The 26,215-nt window shown below is 65.4% G+C and carries 21 protein-coding genes and 3 pseudogenes; 9 read left to right on the top strand and 15 right to left on the bottom strand.

The features are described from left to right. Positions 1-7 precede the first annotated feature (7 nt). Positions 8-1,261 carry an IS3 family transposase gene (locus ABIE67_RS45605; protein WP_370267886.1) on the bottom strand — a complete coding sequence of 418 codons (1,254 nt, stop codon included), beginning with the start codon at positions 1,259-1,261 and terminating at the stop codon, positions 8-10. A 143-nt stretch (positions 1,262-1,404) separates the two neighbouring features. Between ABIE67_RS45605 and ABIE67_RS45600 the strand changes: the two genes are divergently transcribed. After that, a complete protein-coding gene (locus ABIE67_RS45600; protein WP_370267884.1) occupies positions 1,405-2,184 on the top strand; it encodes a transposase family protein in 780 nt (259 codons plus the stop codon). Here ABIE67_RS45600 and ABIE67_RS45595 read toward each other — a convergent pair. Both ABIE67_RS45595 and ABIE67_RS45590 read right to left on the bottom strand, forming a co-directional pair. After that, the gene (locus ABIE67_RS45595; RefSeq protein ID WP_370269617.1) at positions 2,159-2,851 is read right to left on the bottom strand and encodes an IS3 family transposase; all 693 of its coding nucleotides are present in this window, start codon (positions 2,849-2,851) and stop codon (positions 2,159-2,161) included. The two genes, ABIE67_RS45600 and ABIE67_RS45595, sit on opposite strands and share 26 nt — an antisense overlap. Before the next feature lie 5 nt (positions 2,852-2,856). Then, positions 2,857-3,183 carry a transposase gene (locus tag ABIE67_RS45590; RefSeq protein WP_370267880.1) on the bottom strand — a complete coding sequence of 109 codons (327 nt, stop codon included), beginning with the start codon at positions 3,181-3,183 and terminating at the stop codon, positions 2,857-2,859. A gap of 111 nt (positions 3,184-3,294) precedes the next feature. Here ABIE67_RS45590 and ABIE67_RS45585 point away from each other — a divergent pair, with 111 nt between their 5' ends. After that, a complete protein-coding gene (locus tag ABIE67_RS45585; RefSeq protein ID WP_370267878.1) occupies positions 3,295-3,681 on the top strand; it encodes a hypothetical protein in 387 nt (128 codons plus the stop codon). 43 nt (positions 3,682-3,724) lie between these two features. Continuing rightward, entirely contained in the window at positions 3,725-3,928 is a 204-nt protein-coding gene (locus ABIE67_RS45580) for a hypothetical protein (RefSeq protein WP_370267877.1), read from the top strand. A gap of 253 nt (positions 3,929-4,181) precedes the next feature. Here the strand turns inward: ABIE67_RS45580 and ABIE67_RS45575 are convergent, their stop codons facing one another. Beyond that, positions 4,182-5,399 (bottom strand): IS110 family transposase, encoded by a 1,218-nt coding sequence (locus tag ABIE67_RS45575; RefSeq protein WP_370252783.1) that lies wholly within the window; start codon positions 5,397-5,399, stop codon positions 4,182-4,184. Between the two features lie 418 nt (positions 5,400-5,817). Here ABIE67_RS45575 and ABIE67_RS45570 point away from each other — a divergent pair, with 418 nt between their 5' ends. Then, a complete protein-coding gene (locus ABIE67_RS45570; RefSeq protein WP_370267875.1) occupies positions 5,818-6,648 on the top strand; it encodes a hypothetical protein in 831 nt (276 codons plus the stop codon). Here ABIE67_RS45570 and ABIE67_RS45565 read toward each other — a convergent pair. The 3 genes and pseudogenes from ABIE67_RS45565 to ABIE67_RS45555 form a co-directional block, all read right to left on the bottom strand. Beyond that, positions 6,624-6,695, bottom strand: a pseudogene (locus tag ABIE67_RS45565) (hypothetical protein); the annotation flags it as partial. The gene ABIE67_RS45570 and the pseudogene ABIE67_RS45565 overlap by 25 nt on opposite strands. A gap of 148 nt (positions 6,696-6,843) precedes the next feature. Beyond that, positions 6,844-9,426: a SpoIIE family protein phosphatase gene (locus tag ABIE67_RS45560; protein ID WP_370269612.1), complete on the bottom strand. Its 2,583-nt coding sequence runs from the start codon at positions 9,424-9,426 to the stop codon at positions 6,844-6,846. Positions 9,427-10,241: 815 nt separating this feature from the next. Further along, positions 10,242-10,970 carry a transposase family protein gene (locus ABIE67_RS45555; RefSeq protein WP_370267873.1) on the bottom strand — a complete coding sequence of 243 codons (729 nt, stop codon included), beginning with the start codon at positions 10,968-10,970 and terminating at the stop codon, positions 10,242-10,244. A 145-nt stretch (positions 10,971-11,115) separates the two neighbouring features. Between ABIE67_RS45555 and ABIE67_RS45550 the strand changes: the two genes are divergently transcribed. Then, positions 11,116-12,543 (top strand): IS1380 family transposase, encoded by a 1,428-nt coding sequence (locus ABIE67_RS45550; RefSeq protein ID WP_370267871.1) that lies wholly within the window; start codon positions 11,116-11,118, stop codon positions 12,541-12,543. Between the two features lie 898 nt (positions 12,544-13,441). Continuing rightward, positions 13,442-14,665 (top strand): GDSL-type esterase/lipase family protein, encoded by a 1,224-nt coding sequence (locus ABIE67_RS45545; protein ID WP_370267869.1) that lies wholly within the window; start codon positions 13,442-13,444, stop codon positions 14,663-14,665. A 111-nt stretch (positions 14,666-14,776) separates the two neighbouring features. Here the strand turns inward: ABIE67_RS45545 and ABIE67_RS45540 are convergent, their stop codons facing one another. The 6 genes and pseudogenes from ABIE67_RS45540 to ABIE67_RS45515 form a co-directional block, all read right to left on the bottom strand. Then, positions 14,777-15,808 carry a terpene synthase family protein gene (locus ABIE67_RS45540; protein WP_370267867.1) on the bottom strand — a complete coding sequence of 344 codons (1,032 nt, stop codon included), beginning with the start codon at positions 15,806-15,808 and terminating at the stop codon, positions 14,777-14,779. Next, a complete protein-coding gene (locus ABIE67_RS45535) occupies positions 15,805-17,253 on the bottom strand; it encodes a prenyltransferase/squalene oxidase repeat-containing protein (RefSeq protein ID WP_370267865.1) in 1,449 nt (482 codons plus the stop codon). The genes ABIE67_RS45540 and ABIE67_RS45535 overlap by 4 nt, the downstream gene beginning before the upstream one ends. Before the next feature lie 220 nt (positions 17,254-17,473). Beyond that, positions 17,474-18,598, bottom strand: a complete 1,125-nt coding sequence (locus ABIE67_RS45530) for a 4-hydroxy-3-methylbut-2-enyl diphosphate reductase (protein ID WP_370267863.1) — start codon at positions 18,596-18,598, stop codon at positions 17,474-17,476. After that, on the bottom strand, positions 18,595-19,653 hold the full coding sequence (locus ABIE67_RS45525; protein WP_370267861.1) for a polyprenyl synthetase family protein: 1,059 nt from the start codon (positions 19,651-19,653) through the stop codon (positions 18,595-18,597). Before ABIE67_RS45525 ends, ABIE67_RS45530 begins: the two co-directional genes overlap by 4 nt. An 83-nt stretch (positions 19,654-19,736) precedes the next feature. Next, a pseudogene (locus tag ABIE67_RS45520) lies at positions 19,737-19,876 on the bottom strand (4-hydroxy-3-methylbut-2-enyl diphosphate reductase); the annotation flags it as partial. A gap of 118 nt (positions 19,877-19,994) precedes the next feature. Continuing rightward, positions 19,995-20,393 (bottom strand): annotated as a pseudogene (locus tag ABIE67_RS45515) (1-deoxy-D-xylulose-5-phosphate synthase N-terminal domain-containing protein); the annotation flags it as partial. A 1,430-nt stretch (positions 20,394-21,823) separates the two neighbouring features. On the opposite strand from ABIE67_RS45515, the gene ABIE67_RS45510 reads away from it, so the two are divergent. Then, a complete protein-coding gene (locus ABIE67_RS45510; protein WP_370252055.1) occupies positions 21,824-22,603 on the top strand; it encodes a transposase family protein in 780 nt (259 codons plus the stop codon). 22 nt (positions 22,604-22,625) lie between these two features. Further along, positions 22,626-23,258, top strand: a complete 633-nt coding sequence (locus ABIE67_RS45505) for a transposase family protein (protein ID WP_370267857.1) — start codon at positions 22,626-22,628, stop codon at positions 23,256-23,258. Here the strand turns inward: ABIE67_RS45505 and ABIE67_RS45500 are convergent. Beyond that, positions 23,240-24,169 carry an IS4 family transposase gene (locus ABIE67_RS45500; protein ID WP_370269610.1) on the bottom strand — a complete coding sequence of 310 codons (930 nt, stop codon included), beginning with the start codon at positions 24,167-24,169 and terminating at the stop codon, positions 23,240-23,242. The two genes, ABIE67_RS45505 and ABIE67_RS45500, sit on opposite strands and share 19 nt — an antisense overlap. Before the next feature lie 440 nt (positions 24,170-24,609). Here ABIE67_RS45500 and ABIE67_RS45495 point away from each other — a divergent pair, with 440 nt between their 5' ends. Continuing rightward, complete coding sequence (locus ABIE67_RS45495) at positions 24,610-24,894, top strand: integrase core domain-containing protein (protein ID WP_370269608.1); 285 nt, start codon at positions 24,610-24,612, stop codon at positions 24,892-24,894. 5 nt (positions 24,895-24,899) lie between these two features. Here the strand turns inward: ABIE67_RS45495 and ABIE67_RS45490 are convergent, their stop codons facing one another. After that, the gene (locus ABIE67_RS45490) at positions 24,900-26,018 is read right to left on the bottom strand and encodes an endonuclease/exonuclease/phosphatase family protein (RefSeq protein WP_370267855.1); all 1,119 of its coding nucleotides are present in this window, start codon (positions 26,016-26,018) and stop codon (positions 24,900-24,902) included. Between the last annotated feature and the right edge of the window lie 197 nt (positions 26,019-26,215).

Raw genomic sequence — 26,215 nt, 5'->3', positions numbered from 1 at the left:
AGAGATCTCAGACTGTGGTTGTGACCTGGGGTTTCGTGAGTTCCGTGTAGTAGTTGGCTTCGTATTCGACGGGCGGGACGTGGCCTATCTCACCGTGGAGTCTTCGGTGGTTGTACCAGTCGGCCCACTCGGCGGTGGCCAACTCGACCTGGGAGAGCGTCTTCCAGGGCCGCTGGGGCTTGATCAACTCGGTCTTGAACAGGCCGATCGTGGACTCCATCAGGGCGTTGTCGTACGCGTCACCGACGGATCCGATGCTCGCCGCGATGCCGGCGGCGTCCAGGTGCTCGGCGAGCTTGAACGATGTGTATTGCGACCCGGCGTCGGAGTGATGGATCAACTCTCCGGGCTGAATGGACTGTTGGTCGCGATCGCGTTGCCAGATGGCCATCTCCAGGGCGTCCAGGACAAAGACGGTCTCCTTCACGGTGGCCGCGGACCAGCCGACGATCCGGCGGGAGAAGGTGTCCACGACGAACGCGACATAGACGGTCGCAGACCAGGTCTTCACATGGGTGAAGTCCGCCACCCAGCACCGGTTCGGAGCCGCGGCGACGAAGTCGCGGTCGACCAGATCGGGGGCCCGCTGGACCTGTCCGCCGGGGATCGTGGTGATGACGCGTTTGCCGCGCACCGCGCCCTGGATACCGAGCTCGCGCATCAGGCGCTCGACAGTACAGCGGGCCACCGCATGTCCCTGCCGGTTCAGCTCTCGCCAGATCTTCCGGGCCCCGTAGACACGGTAGTTGGACGTATAGACGTCCTGGATCCTCTCCTTGAGTGCCTCGTCACGCACCGAACGGGCGGAGGGCGTCTGGAGGCGCTTGTTGTGGGCGTAGTACGTGGAAGGGGCGATCTTGCAGTCGTGTGCGGTGAGCGTCCTGCAGATCGGCTCGACCCCGCCGAAGCGGTCCCGGTGCTCGTCGATGAACGCTACGAGCGCGTGTGTGGCCGGTCGAGCTCGGCCGCGAAGAAACTCGCCGCGGCCTTCAGGATCTCGTTCGCCCGCTTCAGCTCGGCGTTCTCCTTCTTCAGCGCCTTGAGCTGGGTGGACTCCTCCCCCGTCGTCCCCCGGACGCTGCCCCGCGTCGATCTCCTGCTGCTTCATCCAGTTCCGCAGAGTCTCGCGGGAGCCGATACCGAGCTTGTTCGCGACCGCCTGCAAGGCGGCCGTCTCGTTCGGGTAGTCGTCGCGCACTTCGGCGACCATGCGCACCGCGCGACGGCGCAGCTCAAGCGGGTAACGGGAGGGTCGTGCCATGACTCAATCCTTTCACGGAATCGAGTCTCTACCTGGAGGCTTATTCACGGGGTGGTGCGGCCCGGATTTCTTGATCATCAGGACGGCCCTGCTCGGTAGTCTGATGTCTGCGAAAACGTCAGAAGTGAACCGGGGCAGGGCCGTTGAGCTGGAACGTTACGGCAGAGTTAGACAAGGATCAACTGGACGGGCTGGTGGTGCGGGTCCATCAGGCGCTCGTGGAGGACCCGGATCCTGCGGTGTCTCCGGCGCGGATGTGGTCGCTGGGCCTGTACCGGTCGGTGGTCCTGGTGCTGTTCCTCCTGCGGCAGAACCCCGTCCAGGAAGCGGCGGCGGAACTGTTCGGTGTCAGCCAGGCCACTGTTTCCCGGCGGTGGACGGGGCTGCTTCCGGTGGTGGAGAAGGCCCTCGCCGGGCATGTCCCTGATCCTGTGGAAGCCTCAGCCGGCCGGATCGTGCTCATCGACGGCACCCCGGTCACCACGTGGGACTGGGCGAGCGAAGGCACCGCTATGTTCTCCGGCAAGCACCGCGACACAGGCTTCAACCTGCAGATCGCCGCCACGCTGTCCGGAGACCTACTCGCGGTGTCCGAGCCTGTCCCGGGCTCCCGCCACGACATGTACGCCTGGCGCCAGTCCCACTTCCCGGAGACCTTCGCAGAACGGCAGAGCATGGGCGATCTTGGGTACGTGGGTTCCGGCATGCTCACCGCGAGACGCAAACCACCTGGTCAGCAACGCCCCACTGGCGCCAAGATCTACAACCGGAGCATCAGCAGCCTCCGCGCCGCCATTGAGCGAGCGATCGCACACCTGAAGGACTGGAAGATCCTCGCGACCCGCTACCGCGGCCCCCTGGCCAAGTTCCCCCTCGTCGCCAAAACCGTCACCGCCCTCACCTTCTACAAAAAGGGCTGGTGAAACCCCGTGAATAGGCCTCCAGGTGCTCGGCGAGCTTGAACGATGTGTATTGCGACCCGGCGTCGGAGTGATGGATCAACTCTCCGGGCTGAATGGACTGTTGGTCGCGATCGCGTTGCCAGATGGCCATCTCCAGGGCGTCCAGGACAAAGACGGTCTCCTTCACGGTGGCCGCGGACCAGCCGACGATCCGGCGGGAGAAGGTGTCCACGACGAACGCGACATAGACGGTCGCAGACCAGGTCTTCACATGGGTGAAGTCCGCCACCCAGCACCGGTTCGGAGCCGCGGCGACGAAGTCGCGGTCGACCAGATCGGGGGCCCGCTGGACCTGTCCGCCGGGGATCGTGGTGATGACGCGTTTGCCGCGCACCGCGCCCTGGATACCGAGCTCGCGCATCAGGCGCTCGACAGTACAGCGGGCCACCGCATGTCCCTGCCGGTTCAGCTCTCGCCAGATCTTCCGGGCCCCGTAGACACGGTAGTTGGACGTATAGACGTCCTGGATCCTCTCCTTGAGTGCCTCGTCACGCACCGAACGGGCGGAGGGCGTCTGGAGGCGCTTGTTGTGGGCGTAGTACGTGGAAGGGGCGATCTTGCAGTCGTGTGCGGTGAGCGTCCTGCAGATCGGCTCGACCCCGCCGAAGCGGTCCCGGTGCTCGTCGATGAACGCTACGAGCGCGTGTGTGGCCGGTCGAGCTCGGCCGCGAAGAAACTCGCCGCGGCCTTCAGGATCTCGTTCGCCCGCTTCAGCTCGGCGTTCTCCTTCTTCAGCGCCTTGAGCTGGGTGGACTCCTCCCCCGTCGTCCCCGGACGCTGCCCCGCGTCGATCTCCTGCTGCTTCATCCAGTTCCGCAGAGTCTCGCGGGAGCCGATACCGAGCTTGTTCGCGACCGCCTGCAAGGCGGCCGTCTCGTTCGGGTAGTCGTCGCGCACTTCGGCGACCATGCGCACCGCGCGACGGCGCAGCTCAAGCGGGTAACGGGAGGGTCGTGCCATGACTCAATCCTTTCACGGAATCGAGTCTCTACCTGACACGGGGCGGTTCACAACGACTTTCTCACCAGGGCGGCGCCCGAGATCAGCGCCGCTGAGCGGGGCGGCCCGCCAGTGTTCCTGGCCGGCGACTTCAACACACCATCGCATCTGGACTGGGTGCCTGCCGCCGCAAGCCAAAACTGCGGTTACCCCTCCATCAGCTGGCCCACCACCAAGGCCGTCGCCGACGTCGGACTCAAAGACTCCTACCGGGTCATCCACCCCAACCCGGCGAGCACGCCAGGCGACACCTGGTCCGTCCTGCATCCCAAGCACAACGGCACAACTGGTCCGGACGAACCGCATGACCGCATCGACTTCGTGCACTACACCGGCCCAGCCACACCGGTCAGCTCGACGGCCGAGGTCCGTGGCACGCCGCTGCCGGTACCCCACCATCGCAACAACGAATGGGTCAGCGACCACCGCGCCGTGGTGACGGCGTTCAGTCTGTCCTGACACATCGGCAACACAACAGCGGTGAGGATGCTGCATATTTGACGTGGTGCCACTGGCTGGCCTGCCTACGCTGCCCCTCTATGTCCCCAAACAGTCCACTCGCGGCCAGTTCCTGGCAATGAAGGAAGGCACCGACCAGATGCTCGAACAGCTCGACCTCACCGACGACGAGCGCGATGCTCTCGAAGGAGACCTCGAGGCAGGCACCGACCTCGCCGAGCGGCCCGCGGACACTCCCACACCGTAGGGGTCAGGTCGGCGGCACTGCCCAGCTATCCCACGGGTGAGGCCAAGGGGGTGTTCGCCGCGGTTGAAAAATCGCTCCAGGACTGCCCGTCCGCGGTCTACAAATCCATGCTGGGAACCTCGGTGCACGCGAACCTCTCACTGGGCAAACCACTGCTGCGAGGTGACCGCTCGGGGCGCATCGAGGGGGGGGTGCCTCTATGTCTTTCGTCAAGGCGCCTGAGTTCGGTTTGGGCTGGTTTGGCCTGCTGGGGTCATGCGGCGAGTTCGATGCCCTCGGGGAGGCGGGGTTCGTAGAAGGTGCCGTCGCGGAGCATGGCGAACAGGACGCTGATGCGTTGGCGGGCCAGGCGGAGGAGGGCCTGGGTGTGGGTCTTGCCGCGGGCGCGTTGTTTGTCGTAGTAGGTGCGGGAGGCCGGGTCGGCGTTCATGCAGGCGAAGGCGGACAGGAACATGGCCCGTTTGAGCTGCCGGTTTCCGCCTCGGGGTGCGTGCTCGCCGTGGATGGAGGTCCCGGAGGATTTCGTGGTGGGGGCGAGTCCGGCGTAGGAGGCCAGGTGGGCGGCGGTGGGGAAGCTGGCGCCGTCGCCGACGGTGACCAGCAGGACGGCGGCGGTCCTGACGCCGACGCCGGGCATCGACGTCAGGACCGGGGAAAGAGGGTGGGCCTCCAGCAGGGTGTTGATCTGGGCTTCCAGGGCCCGACGCTGGGTGTGGACGGTGGCCAGGGAGGCGGCCAGGGTGGGGATGACGATGTCGAGGGTGCCGGTTCCCGGGACGATGACGGTCTGTTCGTCCAGTGCGTCGAAGACGTCGTCGATCAGCCGCTGGGCCATGCGTGGGGCCTTGGGCCGGATCAGTTCGACGAGTCTGCGGCGGCCGGCTTTGCGCAGGGCGGCCGGGGAGCCGTGACGCTCCAGCAGCCAGGTGACGGCCTGGTGGTCCAGGCGGGGGCCCAGGACGCGTTCCAGGCTGGGGTGGAACTGGGTGAGCAGGCCGCGTATCCGGTTGGAGGTGCGGGTGGCCTCGGCGGCGAGGTCTTGGTCGAAGCCGACCAGGACAGTGAGCTCGGCGGTGATCTCGTCGGTCAGTTCCAGCGAGCGCAGGGTGTGGGGCATCGTCCGGGCGGCGTCGGCGATAACCGCGGCGTCCTTCGCGTCGGTCTTGGCCTCGCCCGGGTAGAGGTCGGCGATCCGGCGCATCGCGAGTCCCGGCAGGTAGGCGACCTGGCAGCCGGCATCGCGGGCGACGGTCAGGGGCAGAGCGCCGATCGAGGCGGGCTGGTCCACGATCACCAGGACGGTGCCGAACTTCGCGGCCAGCTTTTCGAACACGGCCCGCAGCTTCGGCTCGCTGTTGGGCAGCTGCTTGTCGAAGACCTTCTTGCCGGCCGGGGTGACTCCGTGGCCGTGATGGGCACTCTTGCCGACGTCCAGGCCGAGGAACACGCCCACGTCTTCGGTGTCGAACATCGCGCCCTTTCAAGGGTGTTGGCGGTGCCGGCCTCGGCAGTGGTGTCGTACTCGCGCATCCACGTTATGCAGACCTGCCATCCGAGAGCTGTCCGGCATTGCGCCGGACCGGGTGGCGGCCGGACCTCTCATCAGCGTCTCCGACGGCACCTCCCGGGCCCGGTGACACCACCCCCCAGGTCATCGACTTCGACAGGGGGACACAGTCATGCCGGGCCCGGAGGCCAGCGGCCCTCTTGCAGGACCGCGGAAAACATAACGGGGGGGGTCGGCGGGCGCGGTGGTAGCCGTGCGGCAGCTTAGGGCGGCCTCGTGGGGTATGTGGCCTCGCGGGTGGATGGCAGTGATCTCTTCCACTTCGGCGGGATCCATACGGTCCAGGCCTACGCCGACCGCATCGGTGAGTACCCCATAGTGCGTGGCGGCGATCTCCGGCCCTGGGCTGCGCGCCGGCTCCAGCAGGCCCCGCCACCGTCCCCACGCCACCCGGGCCGACGTGGTCAGCAAGATCGTCTCTCTGCGGCAGAACTGCCACTTCGGGCCAGTGAAGTCAAGACGTACCTCGACCGAGAGGTGTCACGACATCGAGATCGCCTGCTCTGCGGTCTGCCACATCCTCAAGAAGCTGGGGATGAACCGACTGCCCGCCTCCCTGCGCTACCAGCGCCACGACAAGCGCTCTACCCGTTACGGGAAACAGCTGCCGGGCAACCGGGTCCAGGTCGACGTCAAGTTCATCGAACCGGTCGGCGTCCCGACCGTGACCTCCGCCGCGGTCCCGGTCACCGGCAAGCTGCCGAAGGCACGGCGTCGGGCCAACTACTACCAGTTCACGGCCATTGACTACTGCACCCGGCTGAGGGTGCTGCGCATCCACCCGCGGTGCGACCAGAAGACCGCCATCCAGTTCCTCTACTTCTTCTGGACACCTGCCGTTGCGCGTCGAGGTGATCCAGGCAGACAACGGCGCGGAGTTCCGATGCGCCTTCCACTGGCACGTGCTGGACAAGGGCATCGCCCACACCTGCATCAAACAGGCGTCCGCACACCTCAACGGCAAGATCGGCTCCGGGCAGATGCACACCTGGGCCCACAAGCTCATCATGAGCGTGCTGCACAGCGCGCTGGTCCCCCGGCGGCGAAGCTCATGCCGTCCAGCAGGTACCCGCACGATCACGGCGATGGTGCCCGCGCCGATCGCGAGGGAGGTCAGCGCCTCGGTTTGTTGCGGAGGGTGTCCTCGATGTAGCCCTGCGAGAAGGTGGAGCCCGTCTGCCGCAGATACTTCGCGTACGCTAATGCCGAGCGCGTCGGCGAACGCCCCGGGAGACCCGCGGGCTTGCCGATGCCGCTCTCCGCCGCCTTCCGGCCCTCCGGCGCGAGATCTGGCCGACGAGGATCACCAGACGATGCCGCAGGACGAGTTGCGGGAGGTGACGTACCCTCACAGTGCAATGTCGCCCCATTGGCTGAGCAGGATCTCGCCGAGCTCTTCCGCCTGTGGTGCCGTGCCGTCGGGGAGGGGCAGCTCCGTCCAAATGACTTTGCCCGTATGTGTGTAGCGAGTACCCCAGCGTTCAGTGAACTGGGCAACCAGGAAGAGTCCGCGCCCGCCCTCGTCAGTGGCCTTCGCCCGGCGCAGCCGGGGTGAAGTGCTGCTGCCGTCAGAGACCTCCAAGATCAAGGTGCCTCCGTTGGAACCATTGGTCAGCACCGTCCGGAGCAGCCGGACGCCAATCGGCTCGGTGCCGTACCTGATGGCGTTGGTGATCAGTTCGCTGAGAATGAGTTCGGCGGTGAAGGCGACCTGCTCCAGGCCCCACTCAGTCAGCCGACGGGCGCAGGCTGTGCGCACCGGCGCCACCGCCGCCGGGTCGCGGGGCACGTCCCACTCGGCGACGTGCTCGGAGCCAAGTCGGTGGGTGCGGGCCACGAGCAGCGCGATGTCATCCCTGGGACGGTCCGGCAGCATGGCCTCCATCACCGCCGCGCAAGTGGCCTCCGGGGTGCGATCCGGTCCTGCCAACGCATCGCGCAGGGTCTCAAGCCCGACGTCCAGGTCGCGGTCGCGTTCTTCGATCAGTCCGTCGGTGAAAAGCACGAGCCGGGATCCCTCGGGCAGGGTCAGCTCGGCGCTTTCGACAGGCAGGCCGGCGCCCAGTCCCAGTGGCGGGGAGACGGGCAACTGGGGGAAGTCCACGGTCCCGTCGGGGTGGATTACCGCCGGCCCTGGATGGCCCGCGGTAGCGAGGACCAGTCGCCCGGAGATGGGGTCGTAGACGGCGTACTGGCAGGTCGCGCCGGTGATCATTCCCTTCCCGTCCTCCGCTGCCGCTTCTTCTTCTGCGTCGATCTGGGCCACCAACTCGTCCAGTCGGCCCAGCAGTTCCTCCGTGGGCATGTCCAGGCCGGCGAAGTTGAGAACGGCGGTGCGCAGTCGGCCCATGGTGGCCGCGGCATGCAGACCGTGGCCAACGACATCACCAACCACCAGGGCCACCCGGGTGCCGGACAGCGGGATGACGTCGAACCAATCACCGCCCACACCGGCCTGAGCCGGCAGATAACGATAGGCGGCCTCCAGAGCCTGCTGCTCGGGCAGCCGACGAGGCAGCAGGCTGTTCTGCAGGGTGACAGCCATGGTGTGTTCGCGCGTGTAGCGGTGGGCGTTGTCAATGCACACCGCGGCCCGGGCAGCCAGTTCCTCGGCGAAGGACACGTCCTCGTCCTCGAACGACGCGGAACCACCCGCCCGCCAGAATTCCACCATGCCCAGCACCACACCGCGGGCCCGTAACGGAACCACGATCAAGGAGTGAATGCCGTGGTCGAGGACCCGCTGGGCACGTTCTGCGTGCTGAGCCCGCCAGTCGTCAGAGCTCCTCAGGTCCCGAACCAGAACCGGTCGGCTGCTGTCCATTGCTGCGGAGACGGGGTGGCCGGGGACGAACCGGATCAACTCGCCGACGGGGTAGAGCAGATCGTCCGTGTCCAGACCAGCGACCGCGGTACGGCGCATTTCGGTGACCCCGGTGGCGGCACCGGGGGAATCCTCACCATGCAGAACCACATCCAGCAGCTCGACAGTGACGACATCGGCGAACCGGGGTACCGCTACCTCCGCCAACTCCTCGGCGGTGCGCTTCACGTCGAGGGTGGTGCCGATCCGCAGGCCGGCGTCATAGAGCAACTTCAACCGTTCGCGCTCCGCCTCGACCCTGCCGGACAGAGCCCACAGCTCGGTGGTGTCCCGGAGCGTCACCGCACTGCCGACCGGACCGTGCGGCGCCATCCGCTTGCTGACCGCAAGCAGCCGGCCCGCCGCTAAGTGCACCTCATCGGTGATGGCGCCGTCGGAGGCCAGCAGCTCGGCCAGGTCCTCTCCCAGCCCCAGATCGGTGACGTGGCGCCGCTCTGCGTCCGCCGGCAGATCGAGCAGTCGCCGCGCCTCGTCATTGGCCAGCAGGAGCCGCCCGTTACCTCCGATGATCAGTACGCCTTCCCGCACAGCATGCAGGACCGCCTCGTGGTGGTCGTAAATCCGGGTCATCCCGACCGGGCCCAGGCCATGGGTGAGCCGCCGTAATCGGCGGCTCACCAGGACCGCCCCGCCTGCAACGACGAGCAGGGCCGCGGCAGCGCCACCGAACAGGGCCGGTAGCTGCCTGATGAATGGCTTGTCGCCCGCCGTCTCCGCGTAGGGTCCCATCACGGGCTTCTCTACGTGATGCGGCTCGCTGTGGGCGAGGGTGGCCCTGTCGGACCTGTACATGACAGCATCGACGCCTGTGACCTTCCGTCCGGCCTCGGAACGCAGCGCGGCGGTCGGGTTCGGGCTGTTCAGCGCCACGATATCCAGGGAGTTCGCGAACGTCTGCGCGGTTACATGCGCCCGGTTCCGGGCATCCGGCACGCCGTCGCGTCGCGCCTGCACCGCGAGAGCCACCAGCGCAGCGGCGACGAGCAGTACCGCGGTCGCCAACCGCAGAAGGAAGACCTCGCCGACGAGGCTGCGCACACTCAGCAGCGAGCGCAGGGGGCGCCGCCACACCACTCCCCTCCGACGAGGTCTGTCTTCCTCCTGTCGCTCATGGTGTCCATGCGCCGGCTCATGGACCATTCCGAGCTCATCAGGCGCTCCACGTCCAAATCGGCTCGAAGTTCCATCCATATCACCTTTCTACCGTTTCCTGTCCGAAGGCGCTGACCATAGGACGATCGGAACGGGGAAGTCCGAACAGCGAAGACAGCAAGCGGCCCGGGTACCGAACGCCACAACACGGTGGGTCCACGACGTGGCGACCCGTGCCGACACACCAGTCGGCCGACCGGCGCGTCGGCACGCCGCGCACAGTTCCGGCAGCGAGTGACATAGGTGTTCCTGAACGACCTGGACACCAGGTGACGAGCGCTGGCGCGGAGCGGTTCCCGCCCTCGGCCGACTGTGGCGCGACGAACGAATCCACACTTCCTCATACGGTTCGATAAACATCCCGCGTGCCGTGCCTACGCTGAAGCGCATCGGTTTTCCCCGGCCCTCCCCCACCCCGACTTCCTTCCTGAGCTCCCAGAACGCCACGCCCGCAGCTGGCCCTGGTGGACAACGCCAAGAGCTGAGGCATCCCCACCCCCTGGATGGACCAGCAGGTCGCCGACAACTTCGAGCGCGTGATCGACAAGCTGAACGATGACCACGAGGAGGCTCAGAATTTCGGCCGACAATTCCCCACTTGATCGTCGCAGCAGCCGACGCGCGGTTCTCCGATCGTCGGTGTGAACGGTCCGGGAACCCGGCTCGGGGGCGGGGAGAGAATCAACCGCTGGAGGCCTATTCACGGGGTTTCACCAGCCCTTTTTGTAGAAGGTGAGGGCGGTGACGGTTTTGGCGACGAGGGGGAACTTGGCCAGGGGGCCGCGGTAGCGGGTCGCGAGGATCTTCCAGTCCTTCAGGTGTGCGATCGCTCGCTCAATGGCGGCGCGGAGGCTGCTGATGCTCCGGTTGTAGATCTTGGCGCCAGTGGGGCGTTGCTGACCAGGTGGTTTGCGTCTCGCGGTGAGCATGCCGGAACCCACGTACCCAAGATCGCCCATGCTCTGCCGTTCTGCGAAGGTCTCCGGGAAGTGGGACTGGCGCCAGGCGTACATGTCGTGGCGGGAGCCCGGGACAGGCTCGGACACCGCGAGCAGGTCTCCGGACAGCGTGGCGGCGATCTGCAGGTTGAAGCCGGTGTCGCGGTGCTTGCCGGAGAACATAGCGGTGCCTTCGCTCGCCCAGTCCCACGTGGTGACCAGGGTGCCGTCGATGAGCACGATCCGGCCGGCTGAGGCTTCCACAGGATCAGGGACATGCCCGGCGAGGGCCTTCTCCACCACCGGAAGCAGCCCCGTCCACCGCCGGGAAACAGTGGCCTGGCTGACACCGAACAGTTCCGCCGCCGCTTCCTGGACGGGGTTCTGCCGCAGGAGGAACAGCACCAGGACCACCGACCGGTACAGGCCCAGCGACCACATCCGCGCCGGAGACACCGCAGGATCCGGGTCCTCCACGAGCGCCTGATGGACCCGCACCACCAGCCCGTCCAGTTGATCCTTGTCTAACCCTGGCTATTCAGCGGAATTGGTTGAGCTGACAGCCTGACAGCAGAAAGGTGCCGTTGACCTGCGAGGATGCGAGTGTCTACGTCGTATCCGCTGCAGAGAGCAAGGCACCTTTCTGGTGGTCGAGAGTACAGGGTGGGACCGTCGGCTGTCCGTGGCTGCTGACGGGAAGAAGCTGGTAGGGCACGCGGGGGCGGTGCTGCTGCGGAAACTGGCCGACCGCCTGGGGCTGACGGGTGGACTGGCCCGGGTGCTGCCGTCGAGTACGGCGGCCGGGTGGCGGGAGCGGAGCGGGGTGCTGGTCCAGCTGGCTGTGGCGATCGTGCTCGGAGCACGGAGTCTGCTGGAGGCCGAGCAGCTCCACCTGCACCACCAGCAGCTCTTCGGTCCGGCTGTGTCGGACTCGACGATGCGCCGGGTGCTGGCCGGCCTCGACGAACACACGCTGCGAAAGATCGCGAAGGTGCGGCGGCGGGTGCGCCGCCAGGTGTGGGGCCTGCTGCATCTGCGGCCGGGCGGCTTCCCCTATCTCACCGTTGCCGGACGGCACTTGAAGGGCTGGATCGTCGTGGACCTGGACGCCACGGTCATCACTGCCGCTTCGAAGAAGGAAGGGGCAGCGGCGACGTTCAAGGGCACGTTCGGCTTCCACCCGCTGGCCGGCTGGTGCGCGAACACTGGTGAGAGCCTGGCAATGGAGCTGCGCTGCGGGAATGCCGGGGCGAACACCGTCGAGGACCACCTGCGCGTGCTGGCGGCCTGTCTGGAGCAGGTCCCCGGCTCCTCGCAGGCCAAGCTCCTCATCCGCGTCGACGGCGCCGGGGCCACGCACGGTCTGCTGGAGCACCTGGAGTCACTGAACACGAAGCGGCGCACGGTCCGTTACACCGTCGGCTGGAAGATCACGCCCGAGGACGAGGCGGCGATCGCGAAACTCCCCGAAAGCGCATGGGAGACCTCCCTGCACCAGGACGGCAGCGTCCAGGAGGGCTACCAGGTCGCCGAGTTGACCGGGGTGAACACCCGCGAGGGCTGGCCCCAGGGGATGCGGCTGATCGTCCGCCGGGTCAGACCCTCACGGCGGCAGCACAAGAAGCTGACCGACTTCGAGAAACAGACCGGCTGGCGCTACTCGATCACCGCGACGAATATCCGGCACCTGTGGGGCATCCCCGGCTCGCACCAGGTCCAGTTCCTCGATGCCCTGCACCGCGACCACGCCGAGGTCGAGGATCGCATCCGCACCGGCAAAGCCATGGGCCTGCACAACCTCCCGTCCAAGTCGTGGCAGGTCAACGCCGGATGGATGCTTGCCTGCAACCTCGCGGCTGATCTCGACGCCTGGCTGCGGCTGCTCACCCTGCACGACCAGGACGGGCTCGAACACGCCGAGCCGGACACCATGCGCTTCCGCCTCTACCACCTGCCCGCCCGCCTCGCCGACCACGCCCGACGCCGCTACCTGCGCATCGAACGGACCTGGCCCTGGGCAAAGGCGTTCACCACCTGCTGGAGCAGGCTCACACAGCTTCCGGCCGTCACCTGACAGCCGGCCCCGCCCCGACCAGGACCAGGAAGGAGGAGGACCGCAGTCTCCGGGCCTGTGGAACCCGGCGCACCCCGCGGCGTTACGCGACGGCCCGTCCTCCAACGGCAGAGGACATTACGGGCGAACCGCCGGATCACTCAGCGACCGAAACCCGCTGACGAATCGAGGCTAACCCTGCCGTAACGTTCCAGCTCAACGGCCCTGCCCCGGTTCACTTCTGACGTTTTCGCAGACATCAGACTACCGAGCAGGGCCGTCCTGATGATCAAGAAATCCGGGCCGCACCACCCCGTGAATAAGCCTCCTGGACGACCCGGCACCAAATCGGCGAACAGTCGACGAACAGGGGGAGACCTGACGCATGGTCAGGTTCGGTCCGGCAGAACCACCACGAGCAGCAGCGATCGCCGGTGAAGGGCGGTGAACACCTCAGCAGACAATTGATCAGCCACCAAACCCACGCGTACAAAGGAGGCGCTCTGATCAGAGTTCTGTGCGACACGTTTTAGGCAGTCGAGATCCGCAAGGCAGCGCCATTGAGCTGGTGGCCCGCCCCGATGAGCCTCTGCGCTCAGGATCGGGCGCGGGTTCAAGGCTGGGTCTTACCGCTTGTGACCGCCGTCACGCCACTATCGGGTTGCCTAGCGATGCGTCTTTGTACGGTCCACCGAACCTATTGAACTGGGTCAACACACAGTTTCCTCGCGAGCTTGGCCTTTCCCGTCGCTACGTGATTACTTTCGTTAAGCAGTAATCCGATCACAGGAGGGCGGAGGCCTCTTGGCTCACTCTGGAAATACAGGATTTTTTTCTACGACAGGCGCCCATGGTTATGGATTTAGCAGTTCCCTTGAGTCTGCATCGCCAAAGACACCCTTAAGGAGAAGAATAAATCATGCGGCAAACTATCTGCACCACAGCCGCTGTTGGTGCCGCACTCCTGGCCCTTTCTCTCGCGAAGGGACCTTCGTACGCGCTCGAACCTCACCTCGATTATTTGACACCACAACGGGCAGTGGAGTCACGGCAGATTTCTCAAACACTAGAAAAAAGGGAACTCCCCACAGCGATTGTTTCACTCGGCGACAGTTTTATCGCCGGCAATGGTGGCCGATGGCTCGGCAATTCGTCCACTCTCTCAGGCGGTCGCAACGGAACCGACCGGGCTTGGAATGGGTACACCCGGGATGGCCATGTCGTGTACGGCACCTCATACGACAACCGCTGCTATCGATCTGACGTCGCAGAGATTCAAAGTGTCGCGTTACACATAGACAGGAAGATTAACCTTGCCTGCTCTGCCGCGAAGACTGAAAATTTACTCAGCAGTAAAGGTGGAGGGAGCGGGTTCAAAGGCGAGCCACCGCAAGGTGATCAGCTTGCCGACATCGCCAAGGGTGCACGCGTCAAGATGATCGTCGTTTCTACCGGGGGAAATGATCTCGGCTTCGGATGGATATTGGCCAAATGTATGAGTGCGTACATGGCGACACCCGCTTCGCATCAGATCCACTGTCGTAAAGTCGCTCAGCGTCAGGTCGACGAAATGATGGCGGCCACGAAAACTCGTGTGAGCATGGTTCTGAAGGGCATCCACAGAGTGATGAAGGATGTCGGCTATTCACGGGAAGAATACCGACTTGTACTGCAATCCGCCCCCTCTCCTTTCCCTAGGGCTCGGGAGATTCGCTATCCTGAAAGCGGCTTTGACCGGGTCACGATGGGCGGGTGTCCAATATGGAACAGCGACGCCGACTGGGCTCGTGACAAATTCACTCCGGAGTTCGCAAAGGCGCTACGTGAGGTCGCGAATGCACACAAGGCCGACTTCCTCGATCTTCAGGATGCATTTCAGGGTCGGGAGGCGTGCTCCACATCCACATCACTGGTCGGACCAGAAGGCCCGTCGGCAACGCGCAACGAATGGGTCCGTTCCGCCGCCGTCGCACAGGGTGACATTGAAGAGATAATTCATCCCAACGCTTATGGGCAGCAAGCCCTGGGACAGTGTCTAACCCTAATTTACACACGCGGCCCTGGAGAATATGAATGCACAAATACCTTGGGGCAAGGCCCCGAGGGGATGGGTGTTCGTCGTCTTTCTCAGAACGTTCGCTGACCGGAGAGATATGCTTGCCTCGTAGCGGCAGGGAGGAAGAATCAGGTGGAGTTGGACGAGCCGTCCACCCGCTGCTTGGATGCACCACGCATACTGCACGACCATTGACGCTCAGTCGGTTCGGTCAATTGCGCGGAGGTCTTCCGGAGTGAGTTCGAGCTCGTATCGGTTCAGATACCACTGACAAGCGAACACTGTGCTGCGGACGATCCACCCGTAGTGATCCGTGATCGCTGGTGCGATGCTGGCTCGGACGGCGAACAGGCGCTTCAGTTCCTGTTCGAGGTGCTTTCGCAGCAGGGCCCGGGCTTCGGAGACCGAGCAGGACCATCGATCGACGGTGAGGAGAAGTGCGTTGGCGGCGTTGCTTTGGTGGTCGCGTTCTACGGTATTCAGGTCGTTCGCAAGCCGAATGATGTAGCCGGCACGCTTGAGGACCGAGATAAGCAGGTCTGTCTCCTCCGGCAGGACGTCGGCCGGCGCGCTGGTGATGAAGGCTGCCCAGTGGGTAGCTTCGACGGCGATCGAGGAGCGGGCGGTGCGCATATACGTAACGAAGTCCGGCTGCCGCACGGTCCGGTGCCGCCAAGCCAATTCTTGCAGCATTCCAGTGCTCGCTTGTTGCCAGAGCTCTTGCCAGCGTTCTTGGTGCTGCTGTGCTTCCGGTGAGTCCATGACTCGGCGCATGCTGTCAACGAGCGCCAGCAGTAGCTGTTGGAGGCGGCCGGTCCCGGATGCCGGCAGTACCGCTTCTTCCTTGCCTGCCGGGCCGCTGAGGACACGAAGCCACTCCTGTGTGAGTGTCTGGAGGCCTTCCAGGGTGTTGGGTTCGCCTATCTCTTCGTCAAGAACGTCGTCATATGCGAAGACCACGACGCAGTGTCGGGCGAACTCCAGCGCAGTCCGGTACGGGGCACCGTCGTACGAGACGGCGGCGCACAGGGGCATCCAGCGCAGGATGTCTCCGGCTCTCCCGTGGACCACTGCTGGGTAGTCCTGCGCCCAGGAGACCAGGTCGCGACGGATGTTCTGCGCGATGTCCAGGATCTGCGGCGGCAGTGGTAGTGGAGAACGACTGAGTCGTTCAAGCTGTGCTACCTCGGCAAAGGGCACTATCGCGCCTGGATTGATCGTCGTGGTCACTGGTTCTCCAAACTGGCGGTGAGCACAGCTGCGTTAATGATCACCTCGGGCGCGTATAAGTCCTTGTCGTGCCACAAGGGTGGGTGGCTGTATTGCGGCGTGGCCGTGCGGGCAAGGTGAGCTCGGCCCAAACGGACAGCCTCTTTTGCTCGGCTCTGGGTATCTGAGGCCGGGAGGTTGACGAGCAGATGAACGCCGTAGGCGGTCTCTTCCACCGTGCCGCCCCAGACCCCCCACGAGCCGTCAGGATGCTGCGTCTCCAGCAGCCATTGCACGGTCGCGGTCAGAGCCGGCGCGGATCGGGCACCATCGAAGCGGTGCAATGCGAGAGCGGCGCAGAACGTGGCGTAGTAGGGGGAGGCGTGCCATCGGTCCTCCCACCCACCCCAATCCCGCTGCTGGGAGTAAAGCCAGTGAGAGACTTTCTGGATCGCCTGGGCGTAGCGTCGCTTTTCCGCGGGGTGGGCGAGGACGTGCAGGCTCAGAGCTTCGAGCACATGGGCGTTGGTGGTAACGGACTGACCTTGCTCACCTGGCCAGGTACAGAAGTGGGTATCGAGTTCGTACCGGAGCAACGGGCTGAAGTCGGGTCGCTCTCCGAGAAGGGTGAGGGACGCCAGGACCATGCTGGTGGTGTCCGCGTCCGCAGGCAGCCCGGCAGCGGTTGCTGCACCTTCCGACTGTAGGGAAGCGTGCAGACTACGGCGCAGGTGGTGTGGAACGACGATGGTGATGCCGGAGTGCAACAGCCAGTTCAGTACCCACGCGCGCTCGAATACAGGCGTCGGCCATACGCAGGGGAGCGCCCCGCCGTGTTGCTGGACTGCCCGTTCCAGATATCGGCGGACTGCCTGTGAATCGCGTCGCCCGGAACCATCAGCGGCAGCCAGCCAGGCAGCTGAGGCAGCGGGAGACGCGCCGATGCTCCCCTCTGCCGAGAGATGGGCCTTGTCCAGCCAGGAGCTTTCACCGAAGGTCTCCGCGGCATGCAGCAGTTTGGGCTCCAACGGTGCGGGACTGGACAGCATGGAACGCAATGCGGCGAGTCTGCCCTCGCTGCGGTGAGCCAACTCGCGCAACCATCCGGGCAGATGCTCTGGTCTGTCTCCCGTCAAGCTCTTGTGGCTCAGTTGATGCTCGATGCGCGGAACCAGCACGGAGACCACAAGATCCGCGGCCGGCAGATCGGGCACATCGGCCTCGGCGAGATCGGCGAGACCGCACAGAGCTCTGCGTACCGCGGCGGCGGTCCGAGACTCGCGCGGCTGTCGCTGCTGAACAGTCAGTAGAGCCTCGGTCGCGCTGAGTGTAGGGACGAGCGCATATCCGGCATGCGCCGGTCCCCAATATCCCTGTGGCCGCTGAGTAGTGAGCAGGAAATCGACTCGCTCGGTATGCCCGATGAAGTCTGGCAGCAGGGAAACGACCCGTCCGGTTTCATACACGGAGGGGCTGATCTGACCCTGCGCTTTCAGGCTCGCCAGTATCGCCTGCGCGTAGTCCGCAGCACTGGCGGGCCACCTTCTCCCTGGAGGCTCAGCTCGCGGGGCCCACCGTTCGGACGCAGTCATGGAAACCTCGCACTGACTCTGGGCGAAATGAACTGAGCTGACGATCATTCGGGTCGTGGTCCATATACGCCCCTCATGGCGTTACCTGCCGACATCACTGCCCGGATCGGGCACGGCCGTCGTTGGTCACCTTCGGGGAGGAGACCCTCGCCGCATCTGTCTCGTGGGGGCACGGATGTAGTAGGTGGTCCGACGAGGCATCCGCCGATGACGACGGCCGGCTGGAGGCTCTCGCGCCCCGGCCCTCTTTGAGACGGCTTCTTCGCGCCAGTGACGGACGCAGCTCCTTCGGCAGGGAGAAGGTGATCGACTCCTCGGCCGCCTTGACCAGCTCCACATCGCCGTACCCGCGCTGGGCGAGCCACTCCAGGACCTGCTCCACCAGGACCTCCGGCACGGACGCGCCCGACGTCACACCGACCGTGGTCACGCCCTCCAGCCACGCCTCGTCGATCTCGTCCGCGAAGTCCACGAGATACGCCTCGCGCGCACCCGCGAGCTTGGCGACCTCCACCAGCCGCTTGGAGTTGGACGAGTTGCGCGAACCGACGACGATGACCAGCTCCGCCTCGGCGCCCATCTGCTTCACCGCGAGCTGACGGTTCTGCGGGGCGTAGCAGATGTCGTCGCTGGGCGGGGAGATCAGCTGCGGGAACTTCTCCTTGAGCGCGTCGACGGTCTCCATCGTCTCGTCCACGCTCAGCGTGGTCTGGGAGAGCCAGACCACCTTGGACGGATCGCGCACCTCGACCCCGGCGACGTCGCCGGGACCGTCGACGAGCTGGATGTGGTCGGGGGCCTCGCCGGACGTGCCGATGACCTCTTCGTGGCCCTCGTGCCCGATCAGGAGGATGTCGTAGTCCTCCTTGGCGAAGCGGACGGCTTCCTTGTGGACCTTGGTGACCAGCGGGCAGGTCGCGTCGATGGTGGCGAGCCTGCCGCGCTCGGCCTCCTCGTGGACGACAGGGGCGACGCCGTGCGCCGAGAACATCACGATGTTGCCCGGCGGCACCTCCTCCGTGCGCTCGACGAAGACGGCGCCCTTCCTCTCCAGGGTCTGCACGACGTACTTGTTGTGGACGATCTCGTGCCGGACGTACACGGGAGCGCCGTACTGCTCCAGGGCCTTCTCGACGGCGATCACGGCGCGGTCCACACCCGCGCAGTAGCCACGGGGGGCGGCGAGCAGGACACGGCGGCCAGTGGTGGGAGTGTTCATGAGCGCCTGCGCACAGCGGAGGCGGCAAGGTGACGCAACGCATCCTTGGCCGCCGGTTCGATCGGGAGGGTATCCAGGGTGGTCATCGCTTCCTCATACCGCTGGGTGATCATGCTTTCCACCATGCGGGGGGCGTCGGTGGCAGTGATGATGCCGCGTGCCACCTGCGCCTGCTCCTCCGTCAGGGTGGGACAGCCGTGGTAATGGCGAAGCTGATCGGCCTGAGAGCGGCTGGCGCGCCTGAGAGCCAGGGAAATGAGCACAGTGGCTTTGCCCTCCCTCAGATCATCAAGGGCGGGTTTGCCTGTGGCTGCCGGGTCGCCGAATACTCCCAGCAGGTCATCCCGGAGCTGGAACGCCTCCCCGACGGGGATGGCGTAGGAGGACAGGGCGGCGAGCAGGGTCGCATCTGCTCCAGCGAGGGTCGCGCCGAGCTGGAGGGGCCTCTCTACCGTGTATTTGGCAGTCTTGTAGCGGATAACGGTGAGTGCGCAGGACATCTCCGGCGGCCGATGGCCGTTGACCAGGTCAAGGTACTGGCCATGTACGAGCTCGGTGCGCATCTCGTCCAGCAGTGGCAGCACAGCAGACATCTGTTGCCGGGTCAGGCCGCCACTGTGCAGGAGCTCGTCCGACCACACCAGCGCCAGGTCCCCCAGGAGGATGGCCGCGCCAGTACCAAACTGGTCCGCGGCACTGGGGGGACCTGGATGCTGCCGGGCAAAGTGACGGTGCATCGTCGGCCGGCCGCGGCGGCTGTCGGAGCGGTCCATCACGTCGTCGTGAATGAGAGCGAAGGCGTGGATGAGTTCCAAAGCGGCTGCCAAGTGACACGCTGCCCGGATCCTCCCCCCGCCCGCCGCGTGCCAACCAACCATACTGAAGACAGGGCGGACGCGTTTCCCACCGGACGATATGAACTGACGTAACGGCGTGGTCAGGTCGGGCAGATGCGGGACGCGGCTGGCCATTTTTCTGGCGAAGAAGTCGTCCAGGACCTCTTCGACGCTCTCCCTGATCCGGCTCAGGTCAAGGACGGGAGGTGAGTGAGTCATGCCGGCTCCTCGTCGTACATCGTGTTCCACTGACCTGGCAGTCATGGTCCCAGTGCTCCTGTCCTGTGGCATTGCAGTTCCTGGACGATCTCGTGTCGGACCCGGACCGGAGCCCCGTACTGCTCCAGCGCCTTCTCGACCGCGGGATCTCTCGGTCACCGCCGGCGCATGCCCCGCGGGGGGCGAGCAGGGCACCGCGACGGGTGGTGGAGGAGGGGTTCATGCGTTCCTCCCTACCGCAGAGTCGGAGAGGCGGCCCAGCGCGTCCTTGGCGGCAGGGTTGATGGGGGCGGTGTCCAGGGTGGTTAGGGCATTCTCATGCCGCACGGTGATCATGTCTTCGACCAGGCCAGGGCGGTCGAAGCATGCGAGTTCTCCACCACGTCATGAACCGACTCCGCCCGCGACGGATAACCCGACAGGCGACCTGCCTGACGCAGCCGCTCGAAGTCCTTGCCACGGCCCGTGAGCAGCTTGTGCACATACGCCTCATGACTCGTATCAAAGACCAAGGTGTCTCGGGGCGAGTCGAACACCCGGTGCAGCGCCAGCGTCAGCTCCACCACACCCAGATTCGGCCCCAAATGCCCACCCAACGCACACACCTTCGAGACCAGGAACCGGCGGACCTCCCCCGCTAACTCGGGCACATCCTGCGCTGGCAGAGCACGTAGATCCTCGGGTCCGGCGATGTCATCAAGACGCACACCCCTGGTGAGCGCATTGGGCGTTCCGGCCATGACAGTAGATTCCCTTCACCCAGGGCCCGGGCGGACATGGCCGGATGCACTCCTCAGCCCGGCCACCCGGGGATGGGAAGAAGCACAGGCGGGTAAGACAGCCAGTGAATCGCGTCGGCCCCGCTCGGTAGCAGAGGGCACAATCACCGAAACCGTGCACACTGCGTGACTTTGCGCACTTGTGAAAGCCCGTGTGTCCGGAAGATTGTGTATGTGCGTATCCGATGACGGTGGCGGGGCCGGGTGGTCCTGCCCGTCGGCAAGGGAGATCGTGTGACTGAGATCCACTGATCCGAGGCGCCAGATGGGGCCGGTTTCGGCTGAGCAGGTTGGGGGCCTTCGCGTGCGAGAGCTCCTCGACGCCAATGTTGAACCGACCGTGTTCCTGGCGGGCCGTAGTCTGGCAGTGCCCTCTCGTGCGCCCTTGGTGCGCTTCAATTCCTCGAGGTACGCCCTTTCTTGTCCTCTTCGGGATGAACGGTCCGCGTACCATCCTCATTGGGCTGGGGCGGGTGCCGAACCGGCTGGGTGCAACCCGGGCTGCGTCGGTCCCCCGAGCCGGACATTGCAGCGAGCCGCTACTGCCGTGCCACTACTCATTAGCTGGCTGCCGTCGGAACGGGATTTGACCAGGGGTTTCAAGAGCGTCCCGCACCCAGGCCTAGAGAATGTCAGCCATCAACGGGTCAGGAAAGGATGCCATGCACTAAATGCGAGCGTTCGTGTGTGCAGCAGCGGCCACATTGCTTTCATGCTCTTTGGCCACCCTCACTGCAACACCGGCAGCCGCTGCGACGGCGGTCACCTGTGAGGGCACGCTCACCCTCAATTACGACCCAGGCCTGACCCTTCAGCCGCATACAGTCACCGCCTCCGGCTTCACCACATACTCCTGCGTCGCCAACGGCGTACCCGTCGAGGCCGACATCGAGGCAGAAGCCACTCTTTCCAACGCCACGTGCACCAGCGGTCGCGCTGCCCAGCGCATACAGCGAAACCGTCAGGTGGCGCGACACGGAGGACGAACTCAACGGAGGTGCCCCTGCCTTCTCCGACATCACCTACACGACAGCAGCTGTGGTCCGTGTCCCCGAAGGGACAGCGGCGGTCTTCTCTGGCACCGTGACCAGGGTCGCTACGATGAAGCCGCAGTCCAGAAGACGCTACTCATCTCTAACGACAATCAGCTGGGCGCGTGCCTCACCCCCGATGGGCTGACCTCAACCACCGGACTCACAGTGATGCAAATTGCAGCGCCCTGAACCGCCCCGCGTTGCCGGTGCCTTCAGCACCTTGGGGTCTGAACTTGCGCATGGCCCCGTGAGGCTTATTCACGGGGTGGTGCGGCCCGGATTTCTTGATCATCAGGACGGCCCTGCTCGGTAGTCTGGTGTCTGCGAAAACGTCAGAAGTGAACTGGGGCAGGGCCGTTGAGCTGGAACGTTACGGCAGGGTTAGACAAGGATCAACTGGACGGGCTGGTGGTGCGGGTCCATCAGGCGCTCGTGGAGGACCCGGATCCTGCGGTGTCTCCGGCGCGGATGTGGTCGCTGGGCCTGTACCGGTCGGTGGTCCTGGTGCTGTTCCTCCTGCGGCAGAACCCCGTCCAGGAAGCGGCGGCGGAACTGTTCGGTGTCAGCCAGGCCACTGTTTCCCGGCGGTGGACGGGGCTGCTTCCGGTGGTGGAGAAGGCCCTCGCCGGGCATGTCCCTGATCCTGTGGAAGCCTCAGCCGGCCGGATCGTGCTCATCGACGGGACCCTGGTCACCACGTGGGACTGGGCGAGCGAAGGCACCGCTATGTTCTCCGGCAAGCATCGTGACACAGGCTTCAACCTGCAGATCGCCGCCACGCTGTCCGGAGACCTGCTCGCGGTGTCCGAGCCTGTCCCGGGCTCCCGCCACGACATGTACGCCTGGCGCCAGTCCCACTTCCCGGAGACCTTCGCAGAACGGCAGAGCATGGGCGATCTTGGGTACGTGGGTTCCGGCATGCTCACCGCGAGACGCAAACCACCTGGTCAGCAACGCCCCACTGGCGCCAAGATCTACAACCGGAGCATCAGCAGCCTCCGCGCCGCCATTGAGCGAGCGATCGCACACCTGAAGGACTGGAAGATCCTCGCGACCCGCTACCGCGGCCCCCTGGCCAAGTTCCCCCTCGTCGCCAAAACCGTCACCGCCCTCACCTTCTACAAAAAGGGCTGGTGAAACCCCGTGAATAGGCCTCCTGGTGTTGTTCCTGCTGCGGCAGAACCCCGTCCAGCAAGCGGCGGCGGAACTGTTCCACATCTCCCAGGCCACCGTCTCGCGCCGGTGGACCACGCTGCTCCCGGTGGTGGAGACGGCCCTGGCCGAGCATGTGCCCGACCCCGCCGACGCCTCACACGGCAGGATCGTCCTGGTCGACGGGACCCTGGTCACCACGTGGGACTGGGCGAGCGAGGGCACCACGATGTTCTCCGGCAAGCATCGTGACACAGGCTTCAACCTGCAGGTCGCCGCCACTCTCAGCGGGGACCTGCTCGCCGTCTCCGCGCCGGTACCCGGCAGTCGGCACGACATGTACGCCTGGCGCCAGTCCCACTTTCCCAAAGCCTTCGCCGACCGGGAGAGCATGGGGGATCTGGGCTATGTCGGCTCCGGCATGCTCACCGCCCGCCGCAAGCCACCCGGTCAGGAACGCCCCGTCAAAGACAAGGTGTTCAACCAGAGCATCGGCAAGCTCCGCGCCGCCGTCGAACGAGCGATCGCACATCTGAAGGACTGGAAGGTCCTCGCCACTCGCTATCGCGGCCCTCTCACCCGGTTCCCCCTCGTCGCCAAGACCGTCACCGCCCTCGCCTTCTACAAGAACGGCTGGTGACCCCGTGAATAAGCCTCCCGATCATGGTAGAGCCGTACCAGCTCGTCGGCCGGATAGCGGATGGGGTCGAGCAGACTGGTGAGCAGCCGCCACTGCTCACAGCGGACCGTTCCGTCGGCCAGGCTCACGGTGACCTGAGCCTCGATGACCCGCACCTCCAGGAGTACGGGCAGGACGCCGTAGCCGAGCCGGGCCAGATAGGAGCCGTCGCCCAGGTGCCGGAAGGGGGTGGGCACCCGGCGGGCTGAGGAACGGATGAGGAACTGCGCGCCGCTGGTCTTCACGTCGCGCAGGAACGCAGTTGCGTCGAAGGCGGCATCGGCCAGCAGCAGCATGGAGCGGTCCAGGACACCCAGCAGGCGGCCGGCATAGGCGAGTTCGCCATCGGATTCGGGGCCGAAGGCAGCCGCCAGAATGGCGCGGGTGCCGCACTCGACCACAACCAGCAGCCGCAGCAACGGGTAGCCGAACTCCATACTCTCCCCGCTGCGTTTGGGATAGCGCCAGGTGACAGCCTCGTCATCGGGCACGTGCAGCAAGGTGCCGTCCACGGCCACCGTGCGTAACCCGCGGTAGAACACGCCGACCTGGCCGCGGTAGGCGACCGGCCCGGCCAGCGTCTCCAACAGACGCCGCAGCGGCGCGGCCCCTATCCGCCGCCGCGCCCTCGACAGCGAGGACACGGCAGGGCGTACCAGGGACAAGCCCTCCAGGCCGGCCACCAGCTTGCCCCAGACACCCCGGTAGGAGTCCTGCTCGAACAGGGCCAGCGCCAGGACGAAGTACACCACCACCCGCGACGGCAACAGCCGCACCCTGCGCTCACGCGTCCCGGTCTCCTCCAGCACCGCGTCCACCAGCGCGAAGTCCACAATCTGTGTCAACTCACCCAGATGCCCAGGCGCGTACACACCCCCGGCAGCCTCAATCGTGCGCGTGATGACAGACTTCTCCCGCAACGGGACTCCTGACCTTGATCGACTTTCTTCGCCGATCGTTGATCCTCAGGCGTCCCGTTGTCTCATTTCAACCCCTTGACCTGCGACGTCTCCGACAAACGCAACAGTGTTGTAGCCAACCCGCAGGCCCGACCAGCAAGGCCACACACCTCTACATACACAAAGGAATTGACAACCTCCCAGCGCCCACATCGGTCCCGGCACCACGGGCGGATCGGGGTCCTCCACCAGCATCGTGTGGACCCGGACCACCAAGGCCTCCAGTTGATCCGCTTCCAGCCCTGTCGTAACGTTCCAGCTCAACGGCCCTGCCCCGGTGGAAAACTGACGTCGTCGCAAACGCCAGGCTACCGAGCAGGGCCGTCTTGCTGATCAAGAACCCAAGCCCGTGAATAACCCTCCTGGACGCCGCCGGCATCGCGGCGAGCATCGGATCCGTCGGTGACGCGTACGACAACGCCCTGATGGAGTCCACGATCGGCCTGTTCAAGACCGAGTTGATCAAGCCCCAGCGGCCCTGGAAGACGCTCTCCCAGGTCGAGTTGGCCACCGCCGAGTGGGCCGACTGGTACAACCACCGAAGACTCCACGGTGAGATAGGCCACGTCCCGCCCGTCGAATACGAAGCCAACTACTACACGGAACTCACGAAACCCCAGGTCACAACCACAGTCTGAGATCTCTATGGAACCCGGGGCGGTTCATTGATCTGCATGACCCGACGCGAGGAATTGCGCTCGATGTCCTCGATCTGGGCCGGCGTCATGCCCTTGAAGCAAGCGTTGTACGGTCCGTAGTTTCCAGCGTGCAGGTGGACCGACCACACCACGGCTTCTTTGCCGGCGCCCAGGCTGAGCCGGACCCCGATTCCCGAATCGTCCAGCATCGGGCCGAAGGTCTGTGTGATGGCGTACCTGCTGATGATCCCAACGCTGCGGGTGCCTTGGTGGTAGTACCAGCCCAGGGTTCGTGCCAGGTTCCTGGCGAAGTACCCCTCGGTTTCCTGTAGGGCCACCACGTCCGCGCCGCTGGAAGCGATGAACTTGGTGGCTTTGGTGGGACCGTCGGTTACCCGGGTGGCGGCACCCTTGGTGTTGAAGGACATCACTTTCAGTGTGGTGGCCGCGGTGGAGGGCAGGATGCGGAATTTTAGGGGGCTGGCCATTCGGCGGTAGCCGTCGTTGTAGAGGTAGTACGCGACGTAGTGGCCTGGGCTGAGGCCGTCGGTCGGGATCGTCAGGCGGCCGGAGGAGCCTGCGGCGTATGCCCACTTGGTCGCGCGCCCGACGAACCGGTCGTTGACCGGGCCGTTGCCGGGATCGGTGAAGATGCCCACCCAGTTGCGGGGGGTGGGCCGGCTGGTGCGGTAGGTGACCGATACCGGGGTGCCGGCCGGGTGGTCGAACCGGTCCAGGCTCATCGAGCCGGTGGGTGTCCGTGCGGCGTTCGTGATGCGGAACTTCACCGGGTTCGCCAGCCAGGTGTAGCCGTTGTTGTGGAGGTAGTAGGCCACGTAGGCGCCGGCTCTGAGGCCGGAGGCCGGGATGGAGATCCGGCCGGAGGCGCCGGGAGCGTACTTCCAGTTCAGCGAGCCGCCGAGGTACTGGTCGTTGACCGGGCCGTTGCCGGGATCGGCGTAGATGCCGACCCAGTTGCGGGAGCTGGACCGGGTCGTGGTGTAGGTGACGGTGATCTGCTGGTTCGCCTGATAGTCGAGCCGGTTCAGTCTCATCGCGTTGGAAGGGTCTGCCGAGGCAGGCAGCGGAACCGTCATTCCCAGTAACACGGCGGCCAGGACCACCAGCGCTCGCAGACCCGTCCGGGTGCCCCGGTGAGGGCGGCGGCTTCCTGTTCTCATCCCTGACACCTCTTACAGCAGTAGAGACCTAACAGTGCACCAAATGCCATAAACGGAACTTAACAGGCGCTTGGTCTGCACGCGCCTGGGTGCACGGCTGGGCGTGCGGGGCGGCCAGGGCCGATGCGTCCACACAGGCC

This window comes from Streptomyces sp. V4I8, from assembly GCF_041261225.1.
Classification (GTDB): Bacteria; Actinomycetota; Actinomycetes; order Streptomycetales; family Streptomycetaceae; genus Streptomyces.
Note: the sequence above shows the minus strand (reverse complement) of the source record. Positions and strands in the feature narration are given on the sequence as shown.